General features: G+C 75.1%; 19 protein-coding genes. 4 read left to right on the top strand and 15 right to left on the bottom strand.

What is annotated here, in order from left to right; translation table 11 throughout:
- Positions 1–163: 163 nt before the first annotated feature.
- Positions 164–2,371, top strand: coding sequence for an RNA polymerase recycling motor ATPase HelR (gene helR, locus H2O74_RS07920; protein WP_182113880.1), 2,208 nt, complete (start codon positions 164–166; stop codon positions 2,369–2,371).
- On the opposite strand, the gene H2O74_RS07915 is transcribed toward helR, so the two are convergent.
- From H2O74_RS07915 to H2O74_RS07890, 6 genes are read right to left on the bottom strand one after another with little or no spacing between them, the layout of a single operon-like run.
- Positions 2,359–3,654 carry an OmpA family protein gene (locus tag H2O74_RS07915; protein WP_182113879.1) on the bottom strand — a complete coding sequence of 432 codons (1,296 nt, stop codon included), beginning with the start codon at positions 3,652–3,654 and terminating at the stop codon, positions 2,359–2,361. The two genes, helR and H2O74_RS07915, sit on opposite strands and share 13 nt — an antisense overlap.
- 6 nt (positions 3,655–3,660) lie before the next feature.
- On the bottom strand, positions 3,661–5,475 hold the full coding sequence (locus H2O74_RS07910; RefSeq protein ID WP_182113878.1) for a S8 family serine peptidase: 1,815 nt from the start codon (positions 5,473–5,475) through the stop codon (positions 3,661–3,663).
- Positions 5,476–5,497: 22 nt separating this feature from the next.
- Positions 5,498–5,971, bottom strand: coding sequence for a hypothetical protein (locus H2O74_RS07905; protein ID WP_182113877.1), 474 nt, complete (start codon positions 5,969–5,971; stop codon positions 5,498–5,500).
- A gap of 1 nt (position 5,972) precedes the next feature.
- A complete protein-coding gene (locus H2O74_RS07900) occupies positions 5,973–6,734 on the bottom strand; it encodes a hypothetical protein (RefSeq protein WP_182113876.1) in 762 nt (253 codons plus the stop codon).
- Positions 6,735–6,767: 33 nt separating this feature from the next.
- Positions 6,768–7,244 (bottom strand): hypothetical protein, encoded by a 477-nt coding sequence (locus H2O74_RS07895; protein ID WP_182113875.1) that lies wholly within the window; start codon positions 7,242–7,244, stop codon positions 6,768–6,770.
- Positions 7,244–8,500: a M15 family metallopeptidase gene (locus H2O74_RS07890; protein ID WP_182113874.1), complete on the bottom strand. Its 1,257-nt coding sequence runs from the start codon at positions 8,498–8,500 to the stop codon at positions 7,244–7,246. Before H2O74_RS07890 ends, H2O74_RS07895 begins: the two co-directional genes overlap by 1 nt.
- A gap of 350 nt (positions 8,501–8,850) precedes the next feature.
- Between H2O74_RS07890 and H2O74_RS07885 the strand changes: the two genes are divergently transcribed.
- The gene (locus tag H2O74_RS07885; RefSeq protein ID WP_182113873.1) at positions 8,851–9,618 is read left to right on the top strand and encodes a BTAD domain-containing putative transcriptional regulator; all 768 of its coding nucleotides are present in this window, start codon (positions 8,851–8,853) and stop codon (positions 9,616–9,618) included.
- 16 nt (positions 9,619–9,634) lie between these two features.
- Here the strand turns inward: H2O74_RS07885 and H2O74_RS07880 are convergent, their stop codons facing one another.
- Complete coding sequence (locus tag H2O74_RS07880; RefSeq protein WP_220458035.1) at positions 9,635–10,846, bottom strand: S1C family serine protease; 1,212 nt, start codon at positions 10,844–10,846, stop codon at positions 9,635–9,637.
- Between the two features lie 79 nt (positions 10,847–10,925).
- Here H2O74_RS07880 and H2O74_RS07875 point away from each other — a divergent pair, with 79 nt between their 5' ends.
- Both H2O74_RS07875 and H2O74_RS07870 read left to right on the top strand, forming a co-directional pair.
- Positions 10,926–11,798 carry a hypothetical protein gene (locus H2O74_RS07875; RefSeq protein ID WP_182113872.1) on the top strand — a complete coding sequence of 291 codons (873 nt, stop codon included), beginning with the start codon at positions 10,926–10,928 and terminating at the stop codon, positions 11,796–11,798.
- Positions 11,799–11,878: 80 nt separating this feature from the next.
- Complete coding sequence (locus H2O74_RS07870; RefSeq protein WP_182113871.1) at positions 11,879–12,790, top strand: sensor domain-containing diguanylate cyclase; 912 nt, start codon at positions 11,879–11,881, stop codon at positions 12,788–12,790.
- Between the two features lie 16 nt (positions 12,791–12,806).
- On the opposite strand, the gene H2O74_RS07865 is transcribed toward H2O74_RS07870, so the two are convergent.
- The 8 genes from H2O74_RS07865 to H2O74_RS07830 form a co-directional block, all read right to left on the bottom strand.
- Positions 12,807–13,574: an ABC transporter permease gene (locus tag H2O74_RS07865; protein WP_182113870.1), complete on the bottom strand. Its 768-nt coding sequence runs from the start codon at positions 13,572–13,574 to the stop codon at positions 12,807–12,809.
- Entirely contained in the window at positions 13,571–14,338 is a 768-nt protein-coding gene (locus H2O74_RS07860) for an ABC transporter ATP-binding protein (protein WP_255491856.1), read from the bottom strand. Before H2O74_RS07860 ends, H2O74_RS07865 begins: the two co-directional genes overlap by 4 nt.
- 35 nt (positions 14,339–14,373) lie before the next feature.
- Positions 14,374–14,946 (bottom strand): TetR family transcriptional regulator, encoded by a 573-nt coding sequence (locus tag H2O74_RS07855; protein WP_182113868.1) that lies wholly within the window; start codon positions 14,944–14,946, stop codon positions 14,374–14,376.
- Between the two features lie 78 nt (positions 14,947–15,024).
- The gene (locus H2O74_RS07850) at positions 15,025–16,230 is read right to left on the bottom strand and encodes a class II aldolase/adducin family protein (RefSeq protein ID WP_182113867.1); all 1,206 of its coding nucleotides are present in this window, start codon (positions 16,228–16,230) and stop codon (positions 15,025–15,027) included.
- 1 nt (position 16,231) lies between these two features.
- On the bottom strand, positions 16,232–17,119 hold the full coding sequence (gene lsrF / locus H2O74_RS07845; protein WP_182113866.1) for a 3-hydroxy-5-phosphonooxypentane-2,4-dione thiolase: 888 nt from the start codon (positions 17,117–17,119) through the stop codon (positions 16,232–16,234).
- Between the two features lie 58 nt (positions 17,120–17,177).
- Positions 17,178–17,555, bottom strand: coding sequence for a cupin domain-containing protein (locus H2O74_RS07840; protein WP_182113865.1), 378 nt, complete (start codon positions 17,553–17,555; stop codon positions 17,178–17,180).
- 37 nt (positions 17,556–17,592) lie between these two features.
- Positions 17,593–19,149: an autoinducer-2 kinase gene (lsrK, locus tag H2O74_RS07835; RefSeq protein ID WP_182113864.1), complete on the bottom strand. Its 1,557-nt coding sequence runs from the start codon at positions 19,147–19,149 to the stop codon at positions 17,593–17,595.
- On the bottom strand, positions 19,146–20,138 hold the full coding sequence (locus H2O74_RS07830) for a sugar-binding transcriptional regulator (protein WP_182113863.1): 993 nt from the start codon (positions 20,136–20,138) through the stop codon (positions 19,146–19,148). The genes lsrK and H2O74_RS07830 overlap by 4 nt, the downstream gene beginning before the upstream one ends.
- Positions 20,139–20,164 lie beyond the last annotated feature (26 nt).

Genomic DNA, 20,164 nt, shown 5'->3' with positions numbered 1-20,164 from the left:
AACACACGTTCGACAGCGCCGGTCGCGGGCGCGGCGCACAGCGATGGCAAGGACCCGCGGGTCCTTGCCATGCTCAACGTATAGCGCGCCCGGGATCTTGCGGCAAGACCCCCGTCGCGCCGGAGAATCGCCGGCCTGGGCCGCCGACGATCGGAGCCGCACCATGGAACCCGTCACGACCAGCGCGTTCGCCCTGCCGGAGCGCCTCGCGGCGAAGGCCGACCCGCGCCTCACGGCCGACGACGACCGCCACCTCGCCGCGGTCGCGGCGGCGCTCGCGGCGGCCGCCGCGACGGCCTCGACGCGCCTCACCGCCGCCCGACGCCGGCCCACCCGCGGCGGCCAGGCGGCGCTCGAGCGCGACCAGGAGGTGCACCGCCAGACCGCGCGCCTGAAGGCGCTGAGCCGCGCCGGCCTCGAGGCGTGCCTCGGCCGCATGGTGCGGGCCGACGGTACGACGGTCTACGTCGGGCGGCTCGGGCTCACCGACGACGGCGGCCGGCGCCTGCTGGTGGACTGGCGCTCCCCGGCCGCGGAACCGTTCTTCGGCGCCACCCACGCCGACCCGCACGGGCTCGTCAGCCGCCGCCGGTACCGGTGGACCGCCGGCCGGGTCACGGACTACTGGGACGAGGTGTTCACCCCCGAGGGCCTCGAGGGCCACGCCGCCCTCGACGACCAGTCGGCGTTCGTCGCGAGCCTCGGTGCCAGCCGATCGGCCCGGATGCGCGACGTGCTCGGGACCATCCAGGCCGACCAGGACGCGATCATCCGGGCGGGGTCCCGGGGCGCCCTCGTGGTCGACGGCGGCCCGGGTACGGGCAAGACGGTCGTCGCCCTGCACCGCACCGCGTACCTGCTCCACTCCGACCCGCGCCTGGGCCACCGGCGCGGCGGGGTGCTGGTCGTCGGCCCGCACGAGCCGTACCTGGCGTACGTGGGGGACGTGCTGCCGAGCCTCGGCGAGGAGGGGGTGCGCACCTGCACCCTGCGCGACCTCGTCCCCGAGGGGGCCGGCGCGCTCGAGGAGACGGACCCGCGGGTCGCGCTGCTCAAGGCCTCCGCGCGGATGGTCGACGCGATCGAGCCGGCGGTCCGCTTCTCCGAGCGTCCGCCGGCGTCCGGCATGACCGTCGAGACGCCGTGGGGGGACGTCCGCCTCGTCCCCGACGACTGGGACGAGGCCTTCGCTGCGGTGGACCCCGGCACCTCGCACAACGAGGCCCGCGAGGACATCTGGGCGGCGCTGCTCGACCTCCTGGTGGACCGGCTCGACGGCCTCGACGAGGAGGTCCCGGCCGACGAGCTGCGCCGCGCCCTCGCACGGCACCGCCCGCTGCGGCGGGCCCTCGACCGTGCGTGGCCGGCGATCGACGCTCCCGACCTGGTCGCCGACCTCTGGTCCGTGCCCGCCTACCTGCGCCTGTGCGCGCCGTGGCTCACTCCGGAGGAGGTCCGCCTCCTGCAGCGCGCCGAGCCGCACGCCTGGACCGTCGCCGACCTGCCCCTGCTCGACGCGGCGCGGGATCGGCTGGGCGACCCCGAGGCCGCACGCCGCCGGCGACGGCACGAGGCGCAGATCGCGTCCGAGCGCGAGCGCCGGGCCGACGTCGTCGACGACCTCATCGCGTCCGACGACTCGGAGCTGCTGGTCATGTCGATGCTGCGGGGCGAGGACCTGAGCGACGCGCTGGTGGCCGACGCCCAGGCGCCCGTGGATCCCGGCTCGACCACGGGCCCGTTCGCGCACGTCGTCGTCGACGAGGCGCAGGAGCTCACGGACGCGCAGTGGCGGATGGTCCTGCGCCGGTGCCCGTCGCGGAGCCTGACGGTGGTCGGCGACCGGGCCCAGGCCCGGCAGGGCTTCCCCGAGCCCTGGCAGGAGCGGCTGCGCCGGGTCGGGCTCGACGACGTCACCGTCGCGTCCCTGAGCCTGAACTACCGCACGCCGGCCGAGGTCATGGCCGAGGCGGAGCCGGTGATCCGCGCCGCGGTCCCGGACGCGAACGTCCCGGCGTCGGTCCGGAGCACGGGTGTCCCCGTGCGTCACGGGACCATCGCCGAGCTCGAGGACGTCCTCGACGCGTGGCTCGCGGAGCACCCCGAGGGCACGGCGTGCGTCATCGGCGCGCCCGCACCGTCCGGGTCGGACCGGGTCCGGTCGCTGACCCCGCTGCTCGCCAAGGGCCTCGAGGTCGACCTCGTCGTGCTCGTGGACCCGGAGGCGTTCGGCGACGGGATCCAGGGCGCCGTCGACCGCTACGTCGCCATGACCCGCGCGACGCAGCAGCTCGTCGTGCTGCGGGGCGCCTCGGGCGCCGGGGTCGCGCGGCGCCGCGCCGCGACCTGGCCCGCGGTTCAGAGCTGGTAGACCTGGTACTCGCACCGCACGTCGACGCGCCGCTCCGCGGGCACCTCCTGCGCGTCGGGCGTCCGCGCCCCGAGCTCGCCGTGCACCTCCACGTCGACGCGGGCCGACGTGCCGGCCAGGTCCCGCAGCACCCGGGCCACCGCGTCGGCGCGCTTGCGGGCGAGCTCCTGGTTCTGCTGCACGGTGCCGGTCGTCGACGCCCGGCCGGTGAGGCGGACGGGCTGCACGCCGCGACGGATCTCCGCCTGCACGGCGCCCGGGAGCCCGGTGTACCAGGTGTGCAGGTGGCGGATCTTCTCCTGGGTGAGGGCGAAGCTCCCCGACGGGTCGAAGTGCACGGTCGTCGCCTGCACGGCGGTCGTGGGCCGCGGGACGGGGCCCCCACCCGAGTACGTCAGCGCGCCATGGCGGACCCAGCTCTGCGAGGAGGCGACCTGCAGCCCGGTGAGGTTGCCCGCGGCGTCGACGACGAACCGTCCGGTGAAGCTCTCGTCGCCGCTGCCGACGGGGTCCCACCGGCCGCCGATCGTGAAGGCCACCGCGGACACCGGCTCGTTCGCCGCGGTGTAGGCGGACGGGGTGAAGGAGACCGAGAAGCTCGACGAGACCAGCGTGCTCGAGCTGCCGCGGTCCTCCGACACCGCGACCCGCCGCACGTTGAAGCCGTCGTACTCGAGCGCCACGTCGAACCAGAAGGTCTGGGTGTCGATGCCGACCCTCGGGTGGTGCGCGGTGATCGGGAACCGGAACGAGCGACGCTGGATCGCCAGGCCCGTCGGGCTCGGGTTGTGCACGTACGTCGCGGGCGTGGAGGTCACGGAGAACGAGCCGTTGAACACGTGCTGCTGGAGCCGGTCGAACACCCCGAGCCCGAGCTCCGCCGCCGGGATCAGCACGCCCGCGAGCGCGATGAACCCGACCTCCGGCGAGGCGCCGTCGTCGGGCTCGAGGTGCTCCGTGAGGTGCGCCGGCCCAGGCTCCCAGCCACCCGTGTCGGACCCGTCCGGGTCGGGCGCCTCCGCGGTGCCCGGTCCGGTGACCCGGACGAGCGCCTCCAGGAGCGCGGGCATCGCCTCGAGGAGCGGCGGGACGACGCGCAGCGCGGCGACGGCCGCCCCGGTCGGGGGTCGGGCCTCGGCACCCTCACCGACGAGCCACGCGGCGGCGGCGTCGGAGGACTCGCCGTCCGGGGGCCACGCGCTCGCGTCCTCGGTGGACTCGCCGTCGGTCAGCCACGCGACCGCGGCGTCCTCGGAGTACCCGGTCAGCAGGTCGTCGTCCATCGTCCCTCACCTCGTCCGTCCGTCGTCGGTCGCCGGGCCACCGGCCGGCGTCACCGGCGTCCCGGGGCGTGCGGCCAACGCCGCCAGCGCGGCGTCGACGTCGAGAAGGCCGCGTCCGACGCGGTCGGTCCCCAGCGGGCAGGGACGCGCGGTCGAGCGCAGCAGGTCCCCCACCTCCGCCGCGGCCAGGGGCCGCCCCGCGGCCTCGAACAGCACGGCGACCGCGGCACTGACGTGCGGGGCGGCCATGCTCGTCCCGGTCATGGTCGTGGTGCCGTCCCGCTCCCGGCGCCCGTTGAGCAGCACGGCCGAGCGCGCGGCGGTGATCGCCACGCCGGGCGCGGCGAGGTCGGGCTTCGGGTGCAGGTCCCGGGCCGGACCGGCGCTGCTGAACGCACCGGGGACCGGCACCGGCGCCCGGTGGTCGTACGCCGCGACCGCGAGGGTGCGCCTGCCGTTGCACAGGGTGTTGGTGGTGAAGAGCGGGTCCGGGTCGGTGAAGCGGCTCTGGCGGCCGCGGTGCACCCGCTCGATCCAGCCGTGGACCTCACCGTCCTGCACCCGGTCCGGCAGGAGGCGCACCCGCCAGGTCCCGGCGGGCGCCCCGGGCCACAGGAACAGGTCGACCACGCCGTCCCCGGTGGCGGGGTCCGCCCGCCGGTGGAAGCCGGAGACCACCACGCGCCCGTCGTCGCGCAGCACGCGCGCCTCCCCCGCCGCGAGCCGCACGACGGCGCCACCCGGCGCCAGGAGCTCGACCGTGACCTCGTCGGCGGCCGGGTACCAGATCTCGAGCTCGGCGTCGTCGACCAGGGGAGCCTCGACGTGCCATCCCCACGTGACCGGGACGCCCTCCCGCAGCTGGGCGCTGGTGTGCTGGCCCGTCGCGTAGTAGTTGCCGGCCGAGCAGACGATCTGCCGGCCCGGGACCTCGAGCATCGTGTCGAGCGCCCGCACGACCAGCGGCGACGCGTCGTGCGGGCCACCGCAGCGCCCCAGGCTCATGTTGAGCACGACCGGCCGGTCCCCCGCCGTCCGGAAGACCCAGTCGACGCCCTCGAGGATGCGGACGGAGTCGCCGAGCGTGTCGTGCGGGGCGGTGTCGTCACCGCGCAGGTGCACGGCCAGGATCGCCGCGTCGGGCGCCAGGCCCCGCGGCGCTCCCGAGCGCCCCGTGCCGCACGCGATCCCCAGGGTGTGGGTGCCGTGGGTGCCCTGCCCGAACGGGTCGACGTCGGCGGGGTCGTACCCGAGCGCCGCATACGGGTCGGGCGTCGCGAGCGCGGCGTCGAGGGCCGCCGCGTCCAGCACGCGGCCGTACCCGTAGGCGGCCGGGCTCAGGGGCGTGCGACCGCCCCGCTGGTCCCACAGGGCCAGGAACCGGCTGCGCCCGTCGGCGTCGAGCAGGTCGACGTGCGCCGGGTCGAACCCCCAGTCGAGCATCCCGACGACGACGCCACGCCCGGTCCACGGGCGGTCGGCCGCGGCGGGCTCCCGGGCGTCGCGGTCGCCGGGCCGGTCCGCGACCGTGGCACCGGGCACGGTGACGGCGTCGTGGGGCAGGTACCGATGGGTGCGCTTGAGGCTCAGCACGTCGGGGTGCCGGCGCAGGGCCGGCAGCGCCGCCACGTCGGTGCGGCCGGTCACCACCGTCCCGGCCCGCACCACGACGTCCAGACCCGGGACCTCGACCTGCGCCCCGCGGAGCCGCGCGATGACGCCGACGCGGCGACGGCGCACCACCGGCTCCCGCTCCGCCTCCTCCAGCAGGAGCTGGCGCAGGTGGGGGTCGAGATCGAGGTCGAGGCCCGGGCCGCCCATGATCGCCTGCCTCTCCCCGGCCTCAGGCCTTGCTCCCGCCGGCACCTCCACCCTGCGGTGGCGACGTCGCGCCCTTCGCGCCGGACGACGCGCCCCCGGCCGGCTTGCCGTCGCCGTCCGCGTCCAGCGCCGCCTGGATGACCGCGGCCGCTCGCTGCAGCTCGGCCCGCGAGACGCCCGAGAGCGAGGAGGTCGCGAGGATGTCCGGGTCGGCGGCCACGACCTGCCGGGCGAGCGGGATGTGCGCGAGGTCCTCCGCGGTGAGGACGGCGCCCTTGTCGACGGCGGTGGTCAGGACCGCGGTGACCGCGGTGACCGCCTCCGCGCTCGCGAGCGCGCCCTCGCGCCGCGCCACGCCGTCGGCGGAGACGACCGCGAGCGCGCCGGCCTGCGCGGCCGGCAGGCCCGCGACCGCGGGCAGGACGATCGGCATGAGGCGCCGACGCCGGTTCTTGGGCACGGACATCAGCGCCACGAACGGCAGCACGTTGCTCATGTCAGAACCCCCCGGACATGGCCATCGCCATCATCATCATGGTCATCGAGCTGTCACCGCCGGAGCCGCCGGACGGCATCATCATGAACAGCAGCGGCAGCATGCTGTTGTCGTCGCCGTCGGCGTTCTTGGGCACGCTCGTGTCCGCGCCCCCGGCCGCGTGGGTATGGGCCTCGAACCGGGTGGTGAGCTGCTGCTGCTGCATCAGTCCCATGACCATGCTCATCATCTGCTGCTGCTGCTGGTCCGCCTTGATCTTGCGCAGGGCGGCCTGCGTCTCGAAGCGCAGCTTGCGCAGCGCGGCCTGCTGCTCCGTGCGCTGCTTGGCGATCGCGCCCTGGGTCTCGCCGACGACCGTGCCGACGCGGGCGCCGAGCGTCGTCAGGTCCTTCTGCAGGGTGTTGATCCGCGTCGAGTCCGCGTTGATCACCGCCTGGAGGCGCCCGACGGCGGCGTTGAACTCGTCCTTGTGGACCATCGGCGTCTGGAGCTGGACCTGCGCCTGCCCGCGCGGCGTCTGCACCGTCGCGCTGTTGACGCCGCGCGAGGGCGCCACGGACACGCGGGGTGCCGCCGGACGGGCGGGCGGCGTCAGCGCGTTGCCCACGGCCTTGATCCCGGCCCCGATGGGGTCCAGGAACCCGAGCTGCGGGACGAGGGCGCCGAGGCCGGGGATGAACTCGGCCCCCTCGTCCCAGTCCGGCAGGGTCTCGGACTCGTCGAACATCTCCGACTCGTCCAGAAGGTCGTCGAGTGCGGTCATCTCTGTCTCCTCGGTTGGCCGTGCCGGTGGGCGCTAGACCCACTCGTCGGTGCCAGCGGCGGGTGCCGCTGCCTGGTCCTGCGGTGGCGGTGCGGGGTCGAGGCGGGCGAGCGCGGGCGCGATCCACGCCGCGAGCTGGGGGTCGGGCCGGAAGTGGCCGGGAGAACCCGCCCCGGCACAGGTGCTGCACGTCGGGTCGGTCCCCCAGCAGCGCTGGCAGCAGCCCAGACGCGCCGCGAGCTGACGGAGGAGCTGCACGGCCGCGTCGCGCTGGCCGCGGACGACCGCGAGCCGGCCGGCGACGCGCTCGAGGACGGCGCCCACGTCCTCGTCGCCCGGGGGGTCGTCGGGCCCGCTCACGTCGGCAACGGCGCCCGCCGCCCCATCGCGTCCGGTCCGTTCGGCGAGGAGCGCGGCCCAGTCGCGGCGCCGCAGGGCGTCGAGCTGGCCCTCGGTGAGGCCGGCGCGCTGCGCGGCCAGCTGGAGGACGAGGTCCCGGTCGGCGGGCATCAGAAGGTCCCTTCGTCGAGCCATCGGTGCACGACCTCCGCACCGACCTCGAAGTGCACGGTGTCCTGGGGGCGCAGTGCGGCGCCCCAGAAGATGCCGAAGCGGCCGAGCACCTCGTGCAGCGTGAGGAACGCCTGCTGGACGAGGCCGTCGCTGCGGATCTCGACGTGACCGTCCACCGTCACGTCGAGCGCGAGGCCGAGCGCGTGGTTGCTCAGCAGGTCCGGGCGCCCCCGGACGTGGCGGACGCACAGCATGCCGTTCGAGCCGAGCCGGGAGTGGACCTCCGGGTGCTCGCGCTCGAGCGCGCGGAACGCCTCGGCGAACAGCGCCACGGCCGCACGGTGGCCCCTGACCCGCGCCCCGCCGACCTGGCCGGTGGCCATCCGCGACGCCCAGGGCGTCGACGTGATCGCGCGGCACTCGTGCGAGACGAGCTCGCGCGGCCGGCCGAACCGGGCGACCAGGAGACTGGTCGGGCACGGGCTGACGCCGACGTTCAGCGCGGTGGCGGGGGGCACGGCGACGAGCCGGGCGGCCGTGGGCCCGGCGGCCGCCGGGGGCGGTCCCCGCCCGCCCGTGGTGCCCTCCGACGCGTCGTCGGACGAGCCTTCGGAGACGTCGTGGACGGACGCGTGGCCGGACGTGCGCCCGGACATGGCCTCCGGCGCGTGCCGCCCCCCGGTCCCGGACGTCCGCTCGGACACCAGCCACTCCCGGGCCTCCGGCCGGCTCACGAGGTCCGCGATCCGCGGCAGGAGGGCGGCGAGCTGCTGGAGCAGGTCGAGCGCTCCCGCGGGCGCCGGACCTGTCGTCGGGGGCCCTCCGCTCGGCGGCGGAGCTGCCGGGGCGCCGGGTGCGGCGGCGGGACGCGGCGCCGTGACCGGCGCACCGAGGGCCGGCCGGACCGCTGCCGGCGCGGGCGCGACCGGCCGGAGGACGGGTGCGGGAGCCGGACGCGGCGGGGCGGCTGGCCGGGGTGCCGCGACCGGTGGGGCCGGGGCCGGCGCGGCGGCGGGCGGCGCGGCCGGCCGGGGTCGGCTCGTCAGCTGCTGGACCGCGCTGATGATCGCGGGTGCCGCGCTGATCACGGCCGGGATGATCGCCGCGAGAGCGGGGAGGAACTCTGCCTCGTCGGTGCCGGCGTCGTCCGTGAGCCACTCGAGCGCAGCGTCCTGGGACCGGTCGGACCAGGCCGCACCGTGCCCCCCGTCCCACGGCAGCCCGCCGGGGTCCGTGCCCTGCCCCTGGTCCATGCCAGCCTCCCTCGACCCGGCGCCGGCGCCGGAGGTGCCGTGCGCAGCGAACGTATGCGCCGCGGCGTCCGGCGGAGGTGTGCCCGACGTCGGTCCCGTGTCCGGCGCGCGTGGGACGCACGTCGGGACGCCGTCGGGCCGGCGTCTCGACGCCGTCCGCGCGGCGGTGTCGCGTGCACGCGACCACCGACCGTGCCCGTGGGGCGCCCTTGTCCCCGCTGCTCGCCCGGGTGAAGACTGGTCGCGGCACCTCACCCGCTCCTGCGCTGCGGCATCGGCCCACGGCGGCGCGGCCACGTGGCACCCGCCCGACGTGGAGCAGGCCGCCCCGGGGGGAGGCGCGGTTACGAATGTCCGTACCGGCGTCCCCGCCGCCCGTCGAGCTGCGCCTGCTCGGCGGCTTCCAGGCGTGGTGCGGTGCGGACGAGATCCGGTTGCCCCGGACGCTGCAGCACCTCGTCGCGCGCGTCGCCCTGGGCGGCCGCGCCGCTCGGGCCCTCCTCGCCGGGGAGCTGTGGCCCGACCTGCCGGAGCACCGGGCCCACGGCAACCTGCGCACCTCGATCTGGCAGGTCAGGCGCCTGTGCCCCGACCTCGTGGCCGACGCTGGTGACGCTCTCATGCTGGCGCCGCACGCCGTGGTGGACGTGCACCAGGCCCACGCCCTCGCGATGTCCGTCATCCGGGACGCCGCCGGTGTGCCGACGGACGCGCTGATGCCGCACCTGCACGCCCTCGAGCTGCTGCCGGGGTGGTACGACGACTGGGTGCTCGCCGAGCGCGAGCGGGACCGGCAGCTGCGCGTCCACGCCCTGGAGCTGGCGGCCTCGGAGCTGCTCCGCCGGGGCGTCCCGGGAGCCGCGATGCACGCCGCGCTCGCCGCCGTCCGGCTCGAGCCGCTGCGCGAGAGCGCGCACCGGGCCGTGATCGAGGTCCATCTGCGTGAGGGGAACGTCGCGCTCGCGCTCGACGCCTACAGCCTGTACGGCAAGCTCGTCCTGGCCGAGTTCGGCATCGAGCCGAGCCCGGCCCTGCAGCACCTCCTCGGCATCGGGGGCCCGGCCGCGCGGGCGCTCGCGCCGCACGCCGGGCACAACGGCCTCCCGCGCACGCGATGAGCCGCACGGCACGCGATCAGGACTCCGCGTCCTCCCGCACCGCGAGCGTGACGTCGACGTCGGTCGGCGTGCCGTCGCGCACGACGGTCAGCGCGACGTCGTCCCCCGCCGCGTGCTGGCGGATGAACCCGATGAGCGACTCCGCGCCGCTCACGTGGTCGCCGTCGATCGCGATCACGACGTCGCCGGGGCGCAGTCCCGCCTGGTCGGCCGGGCTGCCCGGCTCGACGGTCAGCACCTCGGCGCCCGCCCGCCGGGCGTCGTCGACCGCCACGACCGTGTCGTCGAGCGCGACGCCCAGGTAGGCGTGCTCCGCGACGCCGTCCTCGTCGAGCTGGGAGGTGACCAGGTCCACGACGTCGCTCGGGATGGCGAAGCCCAGGCCGATGCTGCCGGCCTGCCCGCCGGAGTCCGTCGGCAGCGACGCGATCGAGCTGTTGATCCCGATCACGCGCCCCTGCGCGTCGAAGAGCGGGCCGCCGGAGTTGCCGGGGTTCACGGGCGCGTCGACCTGGATCGCGTTCGTCGTCGAGGCCACCGCCTGCTCCCCCGGCGACTGGGCCTGCTGCACCGTCGTGGTCGGCCGGTCCAGGGCCGAGACCGTCCCGGTCGTCAGCGTGTTGCTCAGGCCCAGCGGGTTGCCGATCGCCGCGACGGGCTGGCCGACGCGCACGGCGTCGGAGTCTGCGAGCTCGGCCACCCGGAGGTCGTCGGGCGGGTGGACGAGCCGGAGGACCGCCAGGTCGGTGGCCTCGTCCGTGCCGACGATCTCGGCCTGGTACATGCGGCCGTCGTGCAGGGTCACCACGACGCCGCCGTCCACGGCCCCGGCGACGACGTGGTGGTTCGTCACGACGCGGCCCGGCTCCCCGAGCATGACGCCCGAGCCCGCGCCGCCGCCCGACGCCGTCCGCACGTCGATCGCGACGACGGTGGGCTCGACCTCCTCCGCGACGGCGACCCAGTCGGGCGCGCCGCCGCCCGTGGTGGCGCCGCCGCCTCGGTCGTCGTCCGCCGTGGCCGTGACGGTGGCGGCCGCCTGGTCGTCCGACGCGGCCGCGCCCTGGCTCAGGCCCAGGGCCGCCAGCGCGCCGACGACGGCGGCGAGGACCGCGGCCAGTCCGAGCGCCCACCACGACGGCCGCGACCGTTGCGCCCCGCGGGTCGTCGTCCGTGGTGGGGGGTGCGGGCCGGCGGCGGGCTTCGGGTCGAACGGTTCGTGCGACATGACGCCCCCTGAGGAAGTAGCAGCCCTACCAGTGGACGCCCGATGTGCCGCGCGCGCCGCTCGGACGCACACTCGGGGCGTGAGCGACGACGACGTCCGCGCGCGACGGGTCCACGCCCCGACGGTGCTCGACACCTACCGCGCCATCCGGCTCGCCGTCGTGCTCCTCGTCCTGCTCCTGGCCACCGCGGTGGCGACCCAGGCGCTCACCACAGGCTGCTGGCAGACGTCGCTCAGCGCGTACTACTGGACCGGCGCGCACGACGTCGTCGTCGGCGTGCTGTGCGCGGTCGGCGCGTGCCTGCTCGTGTACCGCGGCAGCTCGCCGCTCGAGGACACGCTGCTGGACCTGTCGGGGTTCCTCGCGTTCGTCGTGGCGCTCGTCCCGGCCGCCCGCGAGCCGTCGTGCGGCCCCGCGATGCTGGCACCGCAGGACATGGCCGTCGACGGGGTGCGCGCCAACGTGCTGGCGGCCCTGCTGGTCGCGGCGCTCGCGCAGGCGGTCGCCGCGGTGCTGGAGCGCCGCGGCGCCGTCGTGCGGGAGCGCAGCGGACCGGCCGACGTCGTCCGCGCGCTCGCCTGGGTCCTGGCCCTCGCGGGCGGGGTGGTCGCCGTCGCCGACCCGGACCGGCTCGCGGCGTCGGGTCACGACGTGGCGGCGCCCGCGATGTTCGCCGGGATCGTCGTGGTCGTGGCGATCAACGCCTGGCAGGACCAGGTCGCGCGACGCGCCCGCTACGCGCGGGTGTACGCGGTGATCGCCCTCGCGATGCTCGTCACGCTCGCGGGTGTGGGCCTGCTCCGGTTCGTCGTCGTGCCGGAGTGGACCCACGCAGTACTCGTGGTCGAGGCACTGCTCGTCGCGGAGTTCGCGGCGTTCTGGCTGGTCCAGACGGTCGAGCTGTGGCACGTGGCCGACCGGCGCGAGCTCATGCCGCCATCGCGCGGCTAGCGTCACGTCGTCGTCGTCGCCCGGCCGACCGGCGCCGTCGGAGGGCTCATCGGCGGCGCTGACCGGCCGATACGCAGGTCATGCTCCTCGCGCGTCCCGCATGTCCTGACCTGCCGAGCGTCGAGGGCGCCGAGGCGGGGTGGGCCGAGCTGGTCTCGACGCTGCCGCAGATCGTGTGGGTCGCACGGCCCGACGGCTACCACACGTACTTCAACCAGCAGTGGCTGGACTACACGGGGCTGACCCTGGCCGAGAGCCTCGGCGACGGGTGGAACCCCCCGTTCCACCCCGACGATCGTCCCCTGTCGCGCCGGTTGTGGGCCGAGGCGACCCGCACCGGGCAGCCCTACGAGATCGAGTACCGGCTGCGGCGCCACGACGGCGTCTACCGCTGGATGCTCGGCCGCGCGGTCCCGATGCGCGACGACACCGGCGCGATCGTGAAGTGGTTCGGGACCTGCACCGACATCGAGGACCTCAAGGCGGCGCTCGAGGAGGCCGCCACACTCCGCGAGGAGCTGGAGCGCCGCGCCACCCACGACCCGCTGACCGGGCTGGCCAACCGGGACCTGCTCTTCGAGCAGATGGACCTCATGCTCCACCGGCGGCAGGGCGCGGGCCTCGCCGTGGTCTTCATCGACCTCGACTGGTTCAAGGCGATCAACGACCGGCTCGGCCACCGCATCGGCGACCAGCTGCTCGTGGTGGTCGCCGACCGGCTGCGCGCCGCCGTGCGCCCGGGCGACGTCGCGGCCCGGATCGGGGGCGACGAGTTCGTGGTCGTCGGTGCGGCCGACGACCAGGACGAGGCCGAGCGCCTCGCGCGGCGCATCACCGAGGCGGTCGGCGGCAGCGTGCGCCTCGAGGGAGTGCCGATCAGCGTCACCGCAAGCGTCGGCGTGACCTTCGTCGAGGCGGGCGAGGCACCGAGCGCCGACCTGGTGCTCGCGCAGGCCGACGCCCGGATGTACGAGGCGAAGCGGCGACGCTGACCGGGCGGTGGGGCGTTCACCCGAGCTCCGACCGCTCCCACCACACCGCGGTCCAGAGCGCTGCGAGGCCTGCGACGGGAAGCGCGATCAGCAGCTGGACCGGCAGGACCGCCGACGCCGCGTCGGCTCCCCCCATGCCCGCCCAGAGGCTGGGTGCCGCCCACGGGAACCACGCGCCCGCGCCGGCGACGGTGGCGACCTGCGTGACGACGACGATGCAGAGCAGCGCCCCGATCGCAGGGAGATAGCCCCGACGTCCGCTCGCGACGGTCGCCAGCGGCAGCGCCAGCATCGCCATGAGGACGGCGACCGCGAGCACGCGTCCGACGCCCCGGAGCGCGTCCGCGTCCGGCGCGCCCAGCCCGATGACGCCGCCCACGCCGAGCGCCAGGACGGCGGTGATCGCGGCAGCCCCCACGGCGCCCACCATGACGGCTCCCAGCTTGGCCGTCACGATGGCGCCCGGCCGCGTCGGCAGGGCGAGCAGCCCCGTGACGGTGCCGTCGGTGAACTCGCGGCCCACCGACCAGCTCACCACGATCCCCACGCAGAGCAGCTCGGCCACCGACAGGATCTGCGCCAGGACCCCGAGGTAGCCCTCCCAGCCGGTGCCCTGCATCATCGGACGCACCTTCGACGCCATCACGCTGTCGCCGGTGCCGAGCGCGACGGCGCTGAAGGCCGCAGCCATGGCCACGGGAACGAGCGTCAGCACGACGGCGGCGGTGCGTCCCACGCCGGAGCGCCGCAGCTTCAGGACCTCCACCCGCCACGCCGCCCTCATGCCGGCCACTCGCTCACGCCTTCCCCGGTCCGACTCGCCTCGGCCCGGTACACCGTGGCGAAGAAGGCCCGCTCGAGGTCGACGGCCCCGGGCGCCAGCGTGTCCACGACCGTGCCGCGGTGCAGGACGGTGATCCGGTCGGCCACGCGCGCGACCTCGTCGAGGTGGTGGCTCGAGACCAGGACGCCCGTGCCGCGCCGGCGAGCCTCCTGGAGCCAGCGGCGCACGACGAGGACGCCCGCGGGGTCGAGGGCGTTCGTCGGCTCGTCGAGCACCAGGAGCTCCGGCCGATGGACTGCTGCGCACGCCAACCCGACGCGTTGCCGGTTGCCGGTGGACAGGTGGGCGCAGCGACGGTCCGCCCAGTGCCGCAGCTCCAGCTCGTCGATGATGCGGTCGCTCAGCACCGGGACGTCCCGACGGTCGACGCCGCGAAGGAGGGCGGCGGAGCGGATCACCTCGGTCACGGTGAGCTCGCCGTACAGGAAGGGCACGCCGACCAGGTGCCCGGTGCGCGCCCAGGTCGGCGACGGCGCTCGCCACGCGTTCACCGCACCTGTGGCGGTGGTGACGGCGGCGCTGCCGGCGTCCGGCCGCAGCATCCCGAGGCACAACCGCATCAACGTCGTCTTGCCCGCGCCGTTGAGGCCCACGAGGGCGTGCACCTCGCCGCGGCGCACCGTGAGGTCGACACCGGCGACGGCGACCTCGGTGCCGAACGTCCGGGAGATGCCGCGCAGGCGCAGGAGCGCATCGTCCGGCACGCCGCCACCCACGGCCGGTTTCGCGCGTCCCGCCGTCATCCGGCCGCTCCGTCGGGAGCCGGTTCCCCGGTGCCGGGCCCCAGCACCGCGAGGGCCTGCAGGACGACGTCGCCGAGGTCGCGGTCGTCGGGCCCGGCACCCCAGTCGAACAGCGCCTCCATGAGTGCGCCCAGGCACGCGCCGGTGGCGACCCGCGCCTCGAAGCGGTCCACCCCGTCCAGCACGAGCGCCTCCACGACGAGGTCGCCGGTGCGCCGGTTGTGCGACCACGCGCTCGCCATGAGTCCGCGGTGCTCCGCCACGATCCGCACCCGCAGCCGCGTCTCCTCCGAGGCCGATGGCGGGAGCTGCCCCCACGCGCCGGCGAGGCCACGCCGCACCCGCTCCAGGACGGGGAGCCGCCGGTCCTGAGCGAGGACCTGGGAGGCGATGGCGTCGTCGTAGGGGTCGTCGAACAGGACGGACTCCTTCGTCGGGAAGTGCCGGAAGAACGTCATGTGGGAGACCCCGGCGTCCTGGGCGATCCGCTGGACGGTGGTGCCGTCGAACCCCAGCTCGGCGAACAGGCGCAGCGCGCTCGCACGCAGTCGTTCGCGGGTCCGCGTCATAGCGCAATGTTAGTGACTAACATTGCGCTAGGGCCAGGGCCCGGTTGCTCAGTGAACGGTTCCCGGTGCGTCGTTCGATCAGCGGAGCTTGGCCTGTTCGAGCTCCCAGTACTCCATGTCGAACTGCTCGCCCTCGCTGGTCGTGACGTACCCGCCCAGCGCCTGCGCCGCCGTCATCACCCGGATCGTGTGCCGGTAGATGTCGCGCGCGACCCGGGCCTGCTTGGCGGTACGGCCGAGCCCCACCAGGCCGAGCTCGGGGTCGAGGACCACGCGAGGCATCGGGTCGAGCATCCGCACCGGCATCCGGGCTCTGGGGCGGTTCCGCGTGAAGTAGGCCCGGTAGTCGGCGACGTACTGCTCGACGTCCCGACCGATGAGAGGGACGCGCTTCGTGTGGATGACGTGCTCGAGCGTGGTCGGCCCCCGGCTCGTCACCTCGGCGAGGTCGGCCCTGTCGAGGAAGACGTCGACCTGGTCCGAGCGGACCGCCTCGGCCACCACCTCCCCGCCGACGACGTCGCGCACCTCTCTCGCGAAAGCGGCGAGCGCACCGTCCTCGGCCGCGTCGACGACCCTCTCGTGGGGGTCGTCGACGAAGCGCACGCCCGTGTGCTCCGCGATGAGCGACTCGGCGAGATCGACCAGGCGCAGGTGCCGCTCGTACGCCGTCCGGACGTCGTCGCCGAACGTGAACGCACCGTGGTGCGCCAGGACGAACCCGACCGCGCCGCCCCGGGCGATCTCGGGCCAGCGGGAACGCACGAGGCGGGCGAGCTCGAAGCCCGGCATGCAGTACGGCAGCAACGGAGCGGTGTCACCGAACAGGTCGTCGAGGAGGGCCGCCCCGTTCACGGTGTCCGTGAGCGTCACGATCGCGTCCGCGTGGGTGTGCAGGACCGCTGCGTACGGCAGGAAGGCGTGCAGCGGCGCCTCGATCGAGGGGTTCGGCGCCGACGCGTCGACCAGCGCAGCGCGCAGGGCGGCGACCATCTCCGTGTCGCTCACCTGATCCCGAGCCAGCAGGGTGGCGAGCGCGGCCCGCCGCAGCGGCGCGAAACCCTCTGGTCCGATCGAGCTCATGTCGTGCCCGGAGCCCTTGACGTAGAGAACCCCCTCGTCCTTGACCGAGGTGTTGCCACCCCCGTGGAGCACCAGGGAGGGGTCGGACCCCAGGAGGCGCGACGCGCGGACGACGTCGGCAGGGCTGTCGGCCCCGTCCGCGGGTGCCGGGTCGGTCGGCCAGTGAGTCGAGCGCATCAGCTCCTCAGTCCTCTCTGCCACCTCAGTCCTCTTTGCCCCCCGAGAGGTCCGTGTACATCTCCAGCGCCTCCGTCGGCTTGGCGCCGCCGTGCACCACCGCACGCACGGCCCGGATCATGGCCGAGGGATCCTGCCGCTGGAAGATGTTGCGCCCCATGTCGACACCGGCCGCCCCCTGACTGATCGCGTCGTGCGCCATGGTCAGGGCGTCCAGCACCGGGAGCTTCTTCCCCCCGGCCATGATCACGGGCACGGGGCACGCGGCCGTGACGGACTCGAACTCGCCGTCGCAGTAGTACGTCTTCACGAGCTGCGCGCCGAGCTCGGCGATCATCCGGGTGGCCAGGCGCAGGTACCGGGCGTCCCGCGTGAGCTCCGTGCCGACCGCGGTCACGCCGAGCACGGGGATGCCGAGCCGCAGGCCTGCGTCCACGAGGGTCGTCATGTTGTGCACCGACTGCGTCTCGTGGGCACCGCCGACGAACACCTGGACGGCCACGGCGGAGGCGTCGATCCGCACGGCGTCCTCCATGTCCATCGCCACGCGCTCGTCGGACAGCTCCTTGAGCACCGACGGGCCCCCCGACGCCCGGACCACCAGCGGTGTGCCCGTGCCGGCGGGGATCACCGAGCGGATGATGCCGCGGGTCGCCATGAGCGCGTCCGCGTGAGCCGCGAGCGGCACGATCGACAGGTCGACCCGCTCCAGGCCGCTGGTGGGGCCCTGGAAGTACCCGTGGTCGAACGCGAGCATGACGGTCCGGCCGTCGGCCGGGTCGAAGATCCGGCCCAGCCGGTGCTTCATGCCGAAGTCGAGCCCGGACGCTCCCTTGACGTGGAACCCGTGGGTCTCCTGCGGGATGTCCGCGTGGTACTGCTTCGCCGAGACGTTGCCCTCGAGGTCGGCCATCGGTGATTCCCTTCGTCGACGTGGGTGGGGTGGTCGTCGTGGTGCCCACGACGAGGGCTCAGGGAGCGAGGTCGGGCTCAGGCTCGCCGGGGACCCACGGCACCTGGACGCCGTCCTGCGGGTCGAACGGCGCCTTGATGAACAGCGCCCGGAACACCTCGTCGGACTCGTTGACGAAGTAGTGCTGCTCGCCGGGCTCCATCTGGTAGACGTCGCCGACGCCGACCGCGTAGGCGCGGCGTCCGTCCACCCACAGCGTGGCCCGCCCCTCGAGGACCACGAACGTCTCCTCGATGGCGGCGTGGTAGTGGTTCGAGGCGTCGTCGCCCGGGCGCAGGCGCACGAGCCCGACGTCGGTACGAGGACCGCGGATGACGTAGCCCGGCCCGTACTGCCCGAACCGGTGCTCGGTGTCGTCAAGATGGCGGTGGATCACGGTGGCTCTCTCTCGCGTGGATCGGTCGTGAGGGTGGTCAGCTGCCCGGCGCGTGCCACATCGGGGTGGTCACACCCCGACGCGCGAGCTCGCGCTGGGGCGTGTAGGCGGTCTCCCAGCGGGCACGGACCTCCCGGTACCGTTCGTGCCGCTCGGGATCGGGGGTGACCTCCCGTTCCCAGGTCACCCACGCGGCGGCGTCCGCCGGCGTGCCGAGCGCGCCCGCCGCCGTCGCGGCGCAGGCGGCGGTCCCCTGCGCGGTGGCCTCGGTGACCTTCGGCACGCGCAGGCTCCGGCCGAGGGCGTCGGCGACGATCTGCGACCACACGGGCGACGCGGCGGCCCCGCCGGCGAACACCACCGGGGCGTCCGGGGCGACGGGCGCGAACGAGGAGACGAGGTCGAGGTTCGCCGCCGAGACGACGGCGGCGTTCTCCAGCAGCGAGCGGAACATCGCCGCGCGGAGCCGCGGCCCGCCGTCGAGGGACAGGTTGAGGAACGACGGCGCCGCGTGCCGCCAGTGCCGGTAGTCCATGACGTCGCTGAAGATCGGGATGACGCCGTCCGCACCGACCGGCACCCGCGCCGCCGCCTCCGTGAGCACGTCGAGCGGGTTGCGTCCCCCCTCGCGGGCGGTCGCCACCTCGGGCGCGGCGAAGGTGTCGCGGAACCACCGGACGGCGGTGCCGGGGTGGAACGCGATCGCCTCCGCCTGCCGCAGGCCGGGCACGGCGGCGCCGTTGACCCGGACCGCGAGGTCCGGGTGGGTGAGCGGCTCCCCGATGTTGACGTTGAGCTGCCAGAAGGTCCCCCCGGTCAGGAGGACCTGGCCGGGTTCCGTCTGCCCCAGGCCGAGCGCCGCGAGCTGGGCGTCGCCGCCCCCGACGGCGAGCGGGATGCCGGCGGCCAGTCCTGTGGCCTCGGCGGCGCTGTCCGAGAGCTTCCCGACCGCGGTCCCCGGCTCGACGACGTCCGGCACGAGGTCGCCGCGCAGGCCGCACAGGGTGGCCAGCTCCGGGTCGGCAGAGCGCGTCGCCAGGGCGAGCATGCCGGACGTCGAGCCGTTGGAGGGCTCCATCACGGGCTCGGCGCCCAGCCGGTGCAGCACCCACTCGCTGAGCATCACCACCCGCGCGGCGCGCTCGTAGAGGTCCGGGCGGTGGCGCGCGAGCCAGAGAAGGCGGGGCTGGGCGGCGAGCGCGAAGGTCTGTCCGCTGCGGCGGTAGACCTCCTCCAGCAGGCCGGTCCGGGCCTGGAGGTCCACCACCTCGACGTCGGCCCGGGAGTCCACGTTCGCGCACGCCCACAGCTCGCGGCCGGCGGCGTCGAGGACGACGAGCCCTTCCCGCATCGCGCTCGCGCTGACGGCCTGCACGGCCGAGCCGCCGATCCCTGACGTGGCCAGCACCTCGCGCACGGTCTCCAGGACCAGGGCGTGGTTGCGCTCGGTGGCGAAGCCCATCGACCCCGGCACCCCGGGCTCGGGGTCGTGCTCCCACGGCCGGGAGGCGACGGCCACGAACCGGCCCTCGACCGTGAAGAGTGCGGCGCGGACCGAGCCCGTGCCGGCGTCGATCGCGAGGACGTGGCTCATGCCACGTCCTCGGTCTCGGTGCCCTCCTCGTCGAGGAGCGCCCGGGCGACCTCCTCGGTGGTGACGAGCACGTCGAGATACCCGCCGCCCAGCGCGCCGCGGATGGCGTCGAGCTTCGCCCGGCCGCCGGCGACGCCGACGACGTTGGGGATGGCGCGCAGGTCGTCGAGGTCGATGCCGATGCGACGCCGGTGGATGGGCAGGTCGAGCGGGGTGCCCTCGGCGTCGTAGAAGACGCCGAGGATGTCGCCGACCGCTCCGGCCGCCGCGTTCCGCTCGAGCTCGTCCTCGGCCGCGTAGCCGAGCTTGGCGAGCGTCGGGCCACCGCTGAGCGCACCGATCCCGACGATCGCGTGGTCGGCCTGGCGGGCCAGGTCGAGCCCCTGCTGCACCTGCGTCTCCGCCCGCAGCGCCTCGGCCAGGCCCTCGGACGAGGCGAGGATCGGCGTCGGGAGCACCGCGTCCAGCGTGCCGTGGTCCCGGCCCGCCCGCGCCCGGCGCAGGTTGTCCAGGTAGGCGCCGACGCCGCCCGTGAGGCTGACCGTGCGGACGCCGGCGAGCGCGTCCGGCTGGAGCTGCTCCATGGTCTGCTGGACCGTGTCGCCCCACCCCATGCCCAGCAGGTCGCCCGGCCGCAGGTGGCTCTGGAGGTACTGCGCTCCCCCGCGTCCCAGCCGCGTGTTGACGACCGACTGCTGCTCCGCGTCCGTCTCCAGGCCCGGCGGGACCAGCACCTCCCGCAGGCCGAACTTCTCCTTCAGCATCCGGCTGACGCGGAAGGCGCTGTAGTACTCCGAGTTGATGGTGAAGCTGACGACGCCGGACTGCCGGCACCGCTCGAGCAGGCGCCCGGCCGACGCGCGCGAGACGTTGATCCGCTTGGCGATGTCGTCCTGCGTCATGCCGTCGACGTAGTAGTACCAGGCGACGCGCAGGAGCTGTTCCTGCGCCGGCCAGTCGTCGTCGCCGTACCGGCGGGTGCTGTCCACTGTCCCTCCTCGGGGAGTGCTGGTGG

The sequence above is a fragment of the Actinotalea sp. JY-7876 genome, from assembly GCF_014042015.1.
Lineage (GTDB): Bacteria > Actinomycetota > Actinomycetes > Actinomycetales > Cellulomonadaceae > Actinotalea.
Note: the sequence above shows the minus strand (reverse complement) of the source record. Positions and strands in the feature narration are given on the sequence as shown.

Excerpts from the sequence above, each read along its gene's own strand:
- H2O74_RS07905 (WP_182113877.1), bottom strand. The coding sequence starts at position 5,971 with ATGAGCAACGTGCTGCCGTTCGTGGCGCTGATGTCCGTGCCCAAGAAC.
- H2O74_RS07870 (WP_182113871.1), top strand. The coding sequence starts at position 11,879 with ATGCTCCTCGCGCGTCCCGCATGTCCTGACCTGCCGAGCGTCGAGGGC.
- helR (WP_182113880.1), top strand. The coding sequence starts at position 164 with ATGGAACCCGTCACGACCAGCGCGTTCGCCCTGCCGGAGCGCCTCGCG.
- H2O74_RS07885 (WP_182113873.1), top strand. The coding sequence starts at position 8,851 with ATGTCCGTACCGGCGTCCCCGCCGCCCGTCGAGCTGCGCCTGCTCGGC.
- lsrF (WP_182113866.1), bottom strand. The coding sequence starts at position 17,119 with ATGGCCGACCTCGAGGGCAACGTCTCGGCGAAGCAGTACCACGCGGAC.
- H2O74_RS07910 (WP_182113878.1), bottom strand. The coding sequence starts at position 5,475 with ATGGGCGGCCCGGGCCTCGACCTCGATCTCGACCCCCACCTGCGCCAG.
- H2O74_RS07865 (WP_182113870.1), bottom strand. The coding sequence starts at position 13,574 with ATGAGGGCGGCGTGGCGGGTGGAGGTCCTGAAGCTGCGGCGCTCCGGC.
- H2O74_RS07880 (WP_220458035.1), bottom strand. The coding sequence starts at position 10,846 with ATGTCGCACGAACCGTTCGACCCGAAGCCCGCCGCCGGCCCGCACCCC.
- lsrK (WP_182113864.1), bottom strand. The coding sequence starts at position 19,149 with ATGAGCCACGTCCTCGCGATCGACGCCGGCACGGGCTCGGTCCGCGCC.
- H2O74_RS07895 (WP_182113875.1), bottom strand. The coding sequence starts at position 7,244 with ATGCCCGCCGACCGGGACCTCGTCCTCCAGCTGGCCGCGCAGCGCGCC.
- H2O74_RS07900 (WP_182113876.1), bottom strand. The coding sequence starts at position 6,734 with ATGACCGCACTCGACGACCTTCTGGACGAGTCGGAGATGTTCGACGAG.
- H2O74_RS07890 (WP_182113874.1), bottom strand. The coding sequence starts at position 8,500 with ATGGACCAGGGGCAGGGCACGGACCCCGGCGGGCTGCCGTGGGACGGG.
- H2O74_RS07915 (WP_182113879.1), bottom strand. The coding sequence starts at position 3,654 with ATGGACGACGACCTGCTGACCGGGTACTCCGAGGACGCCGCGGTCGCG.
- H2O74_RS07855 (WP_182113868.1), bottom strand. The coding sequence starts at position 14,946 with ATGACGCGGACCCGCGAACGACTGCGTGCGAGCGCGCTGCGCCTGTTC.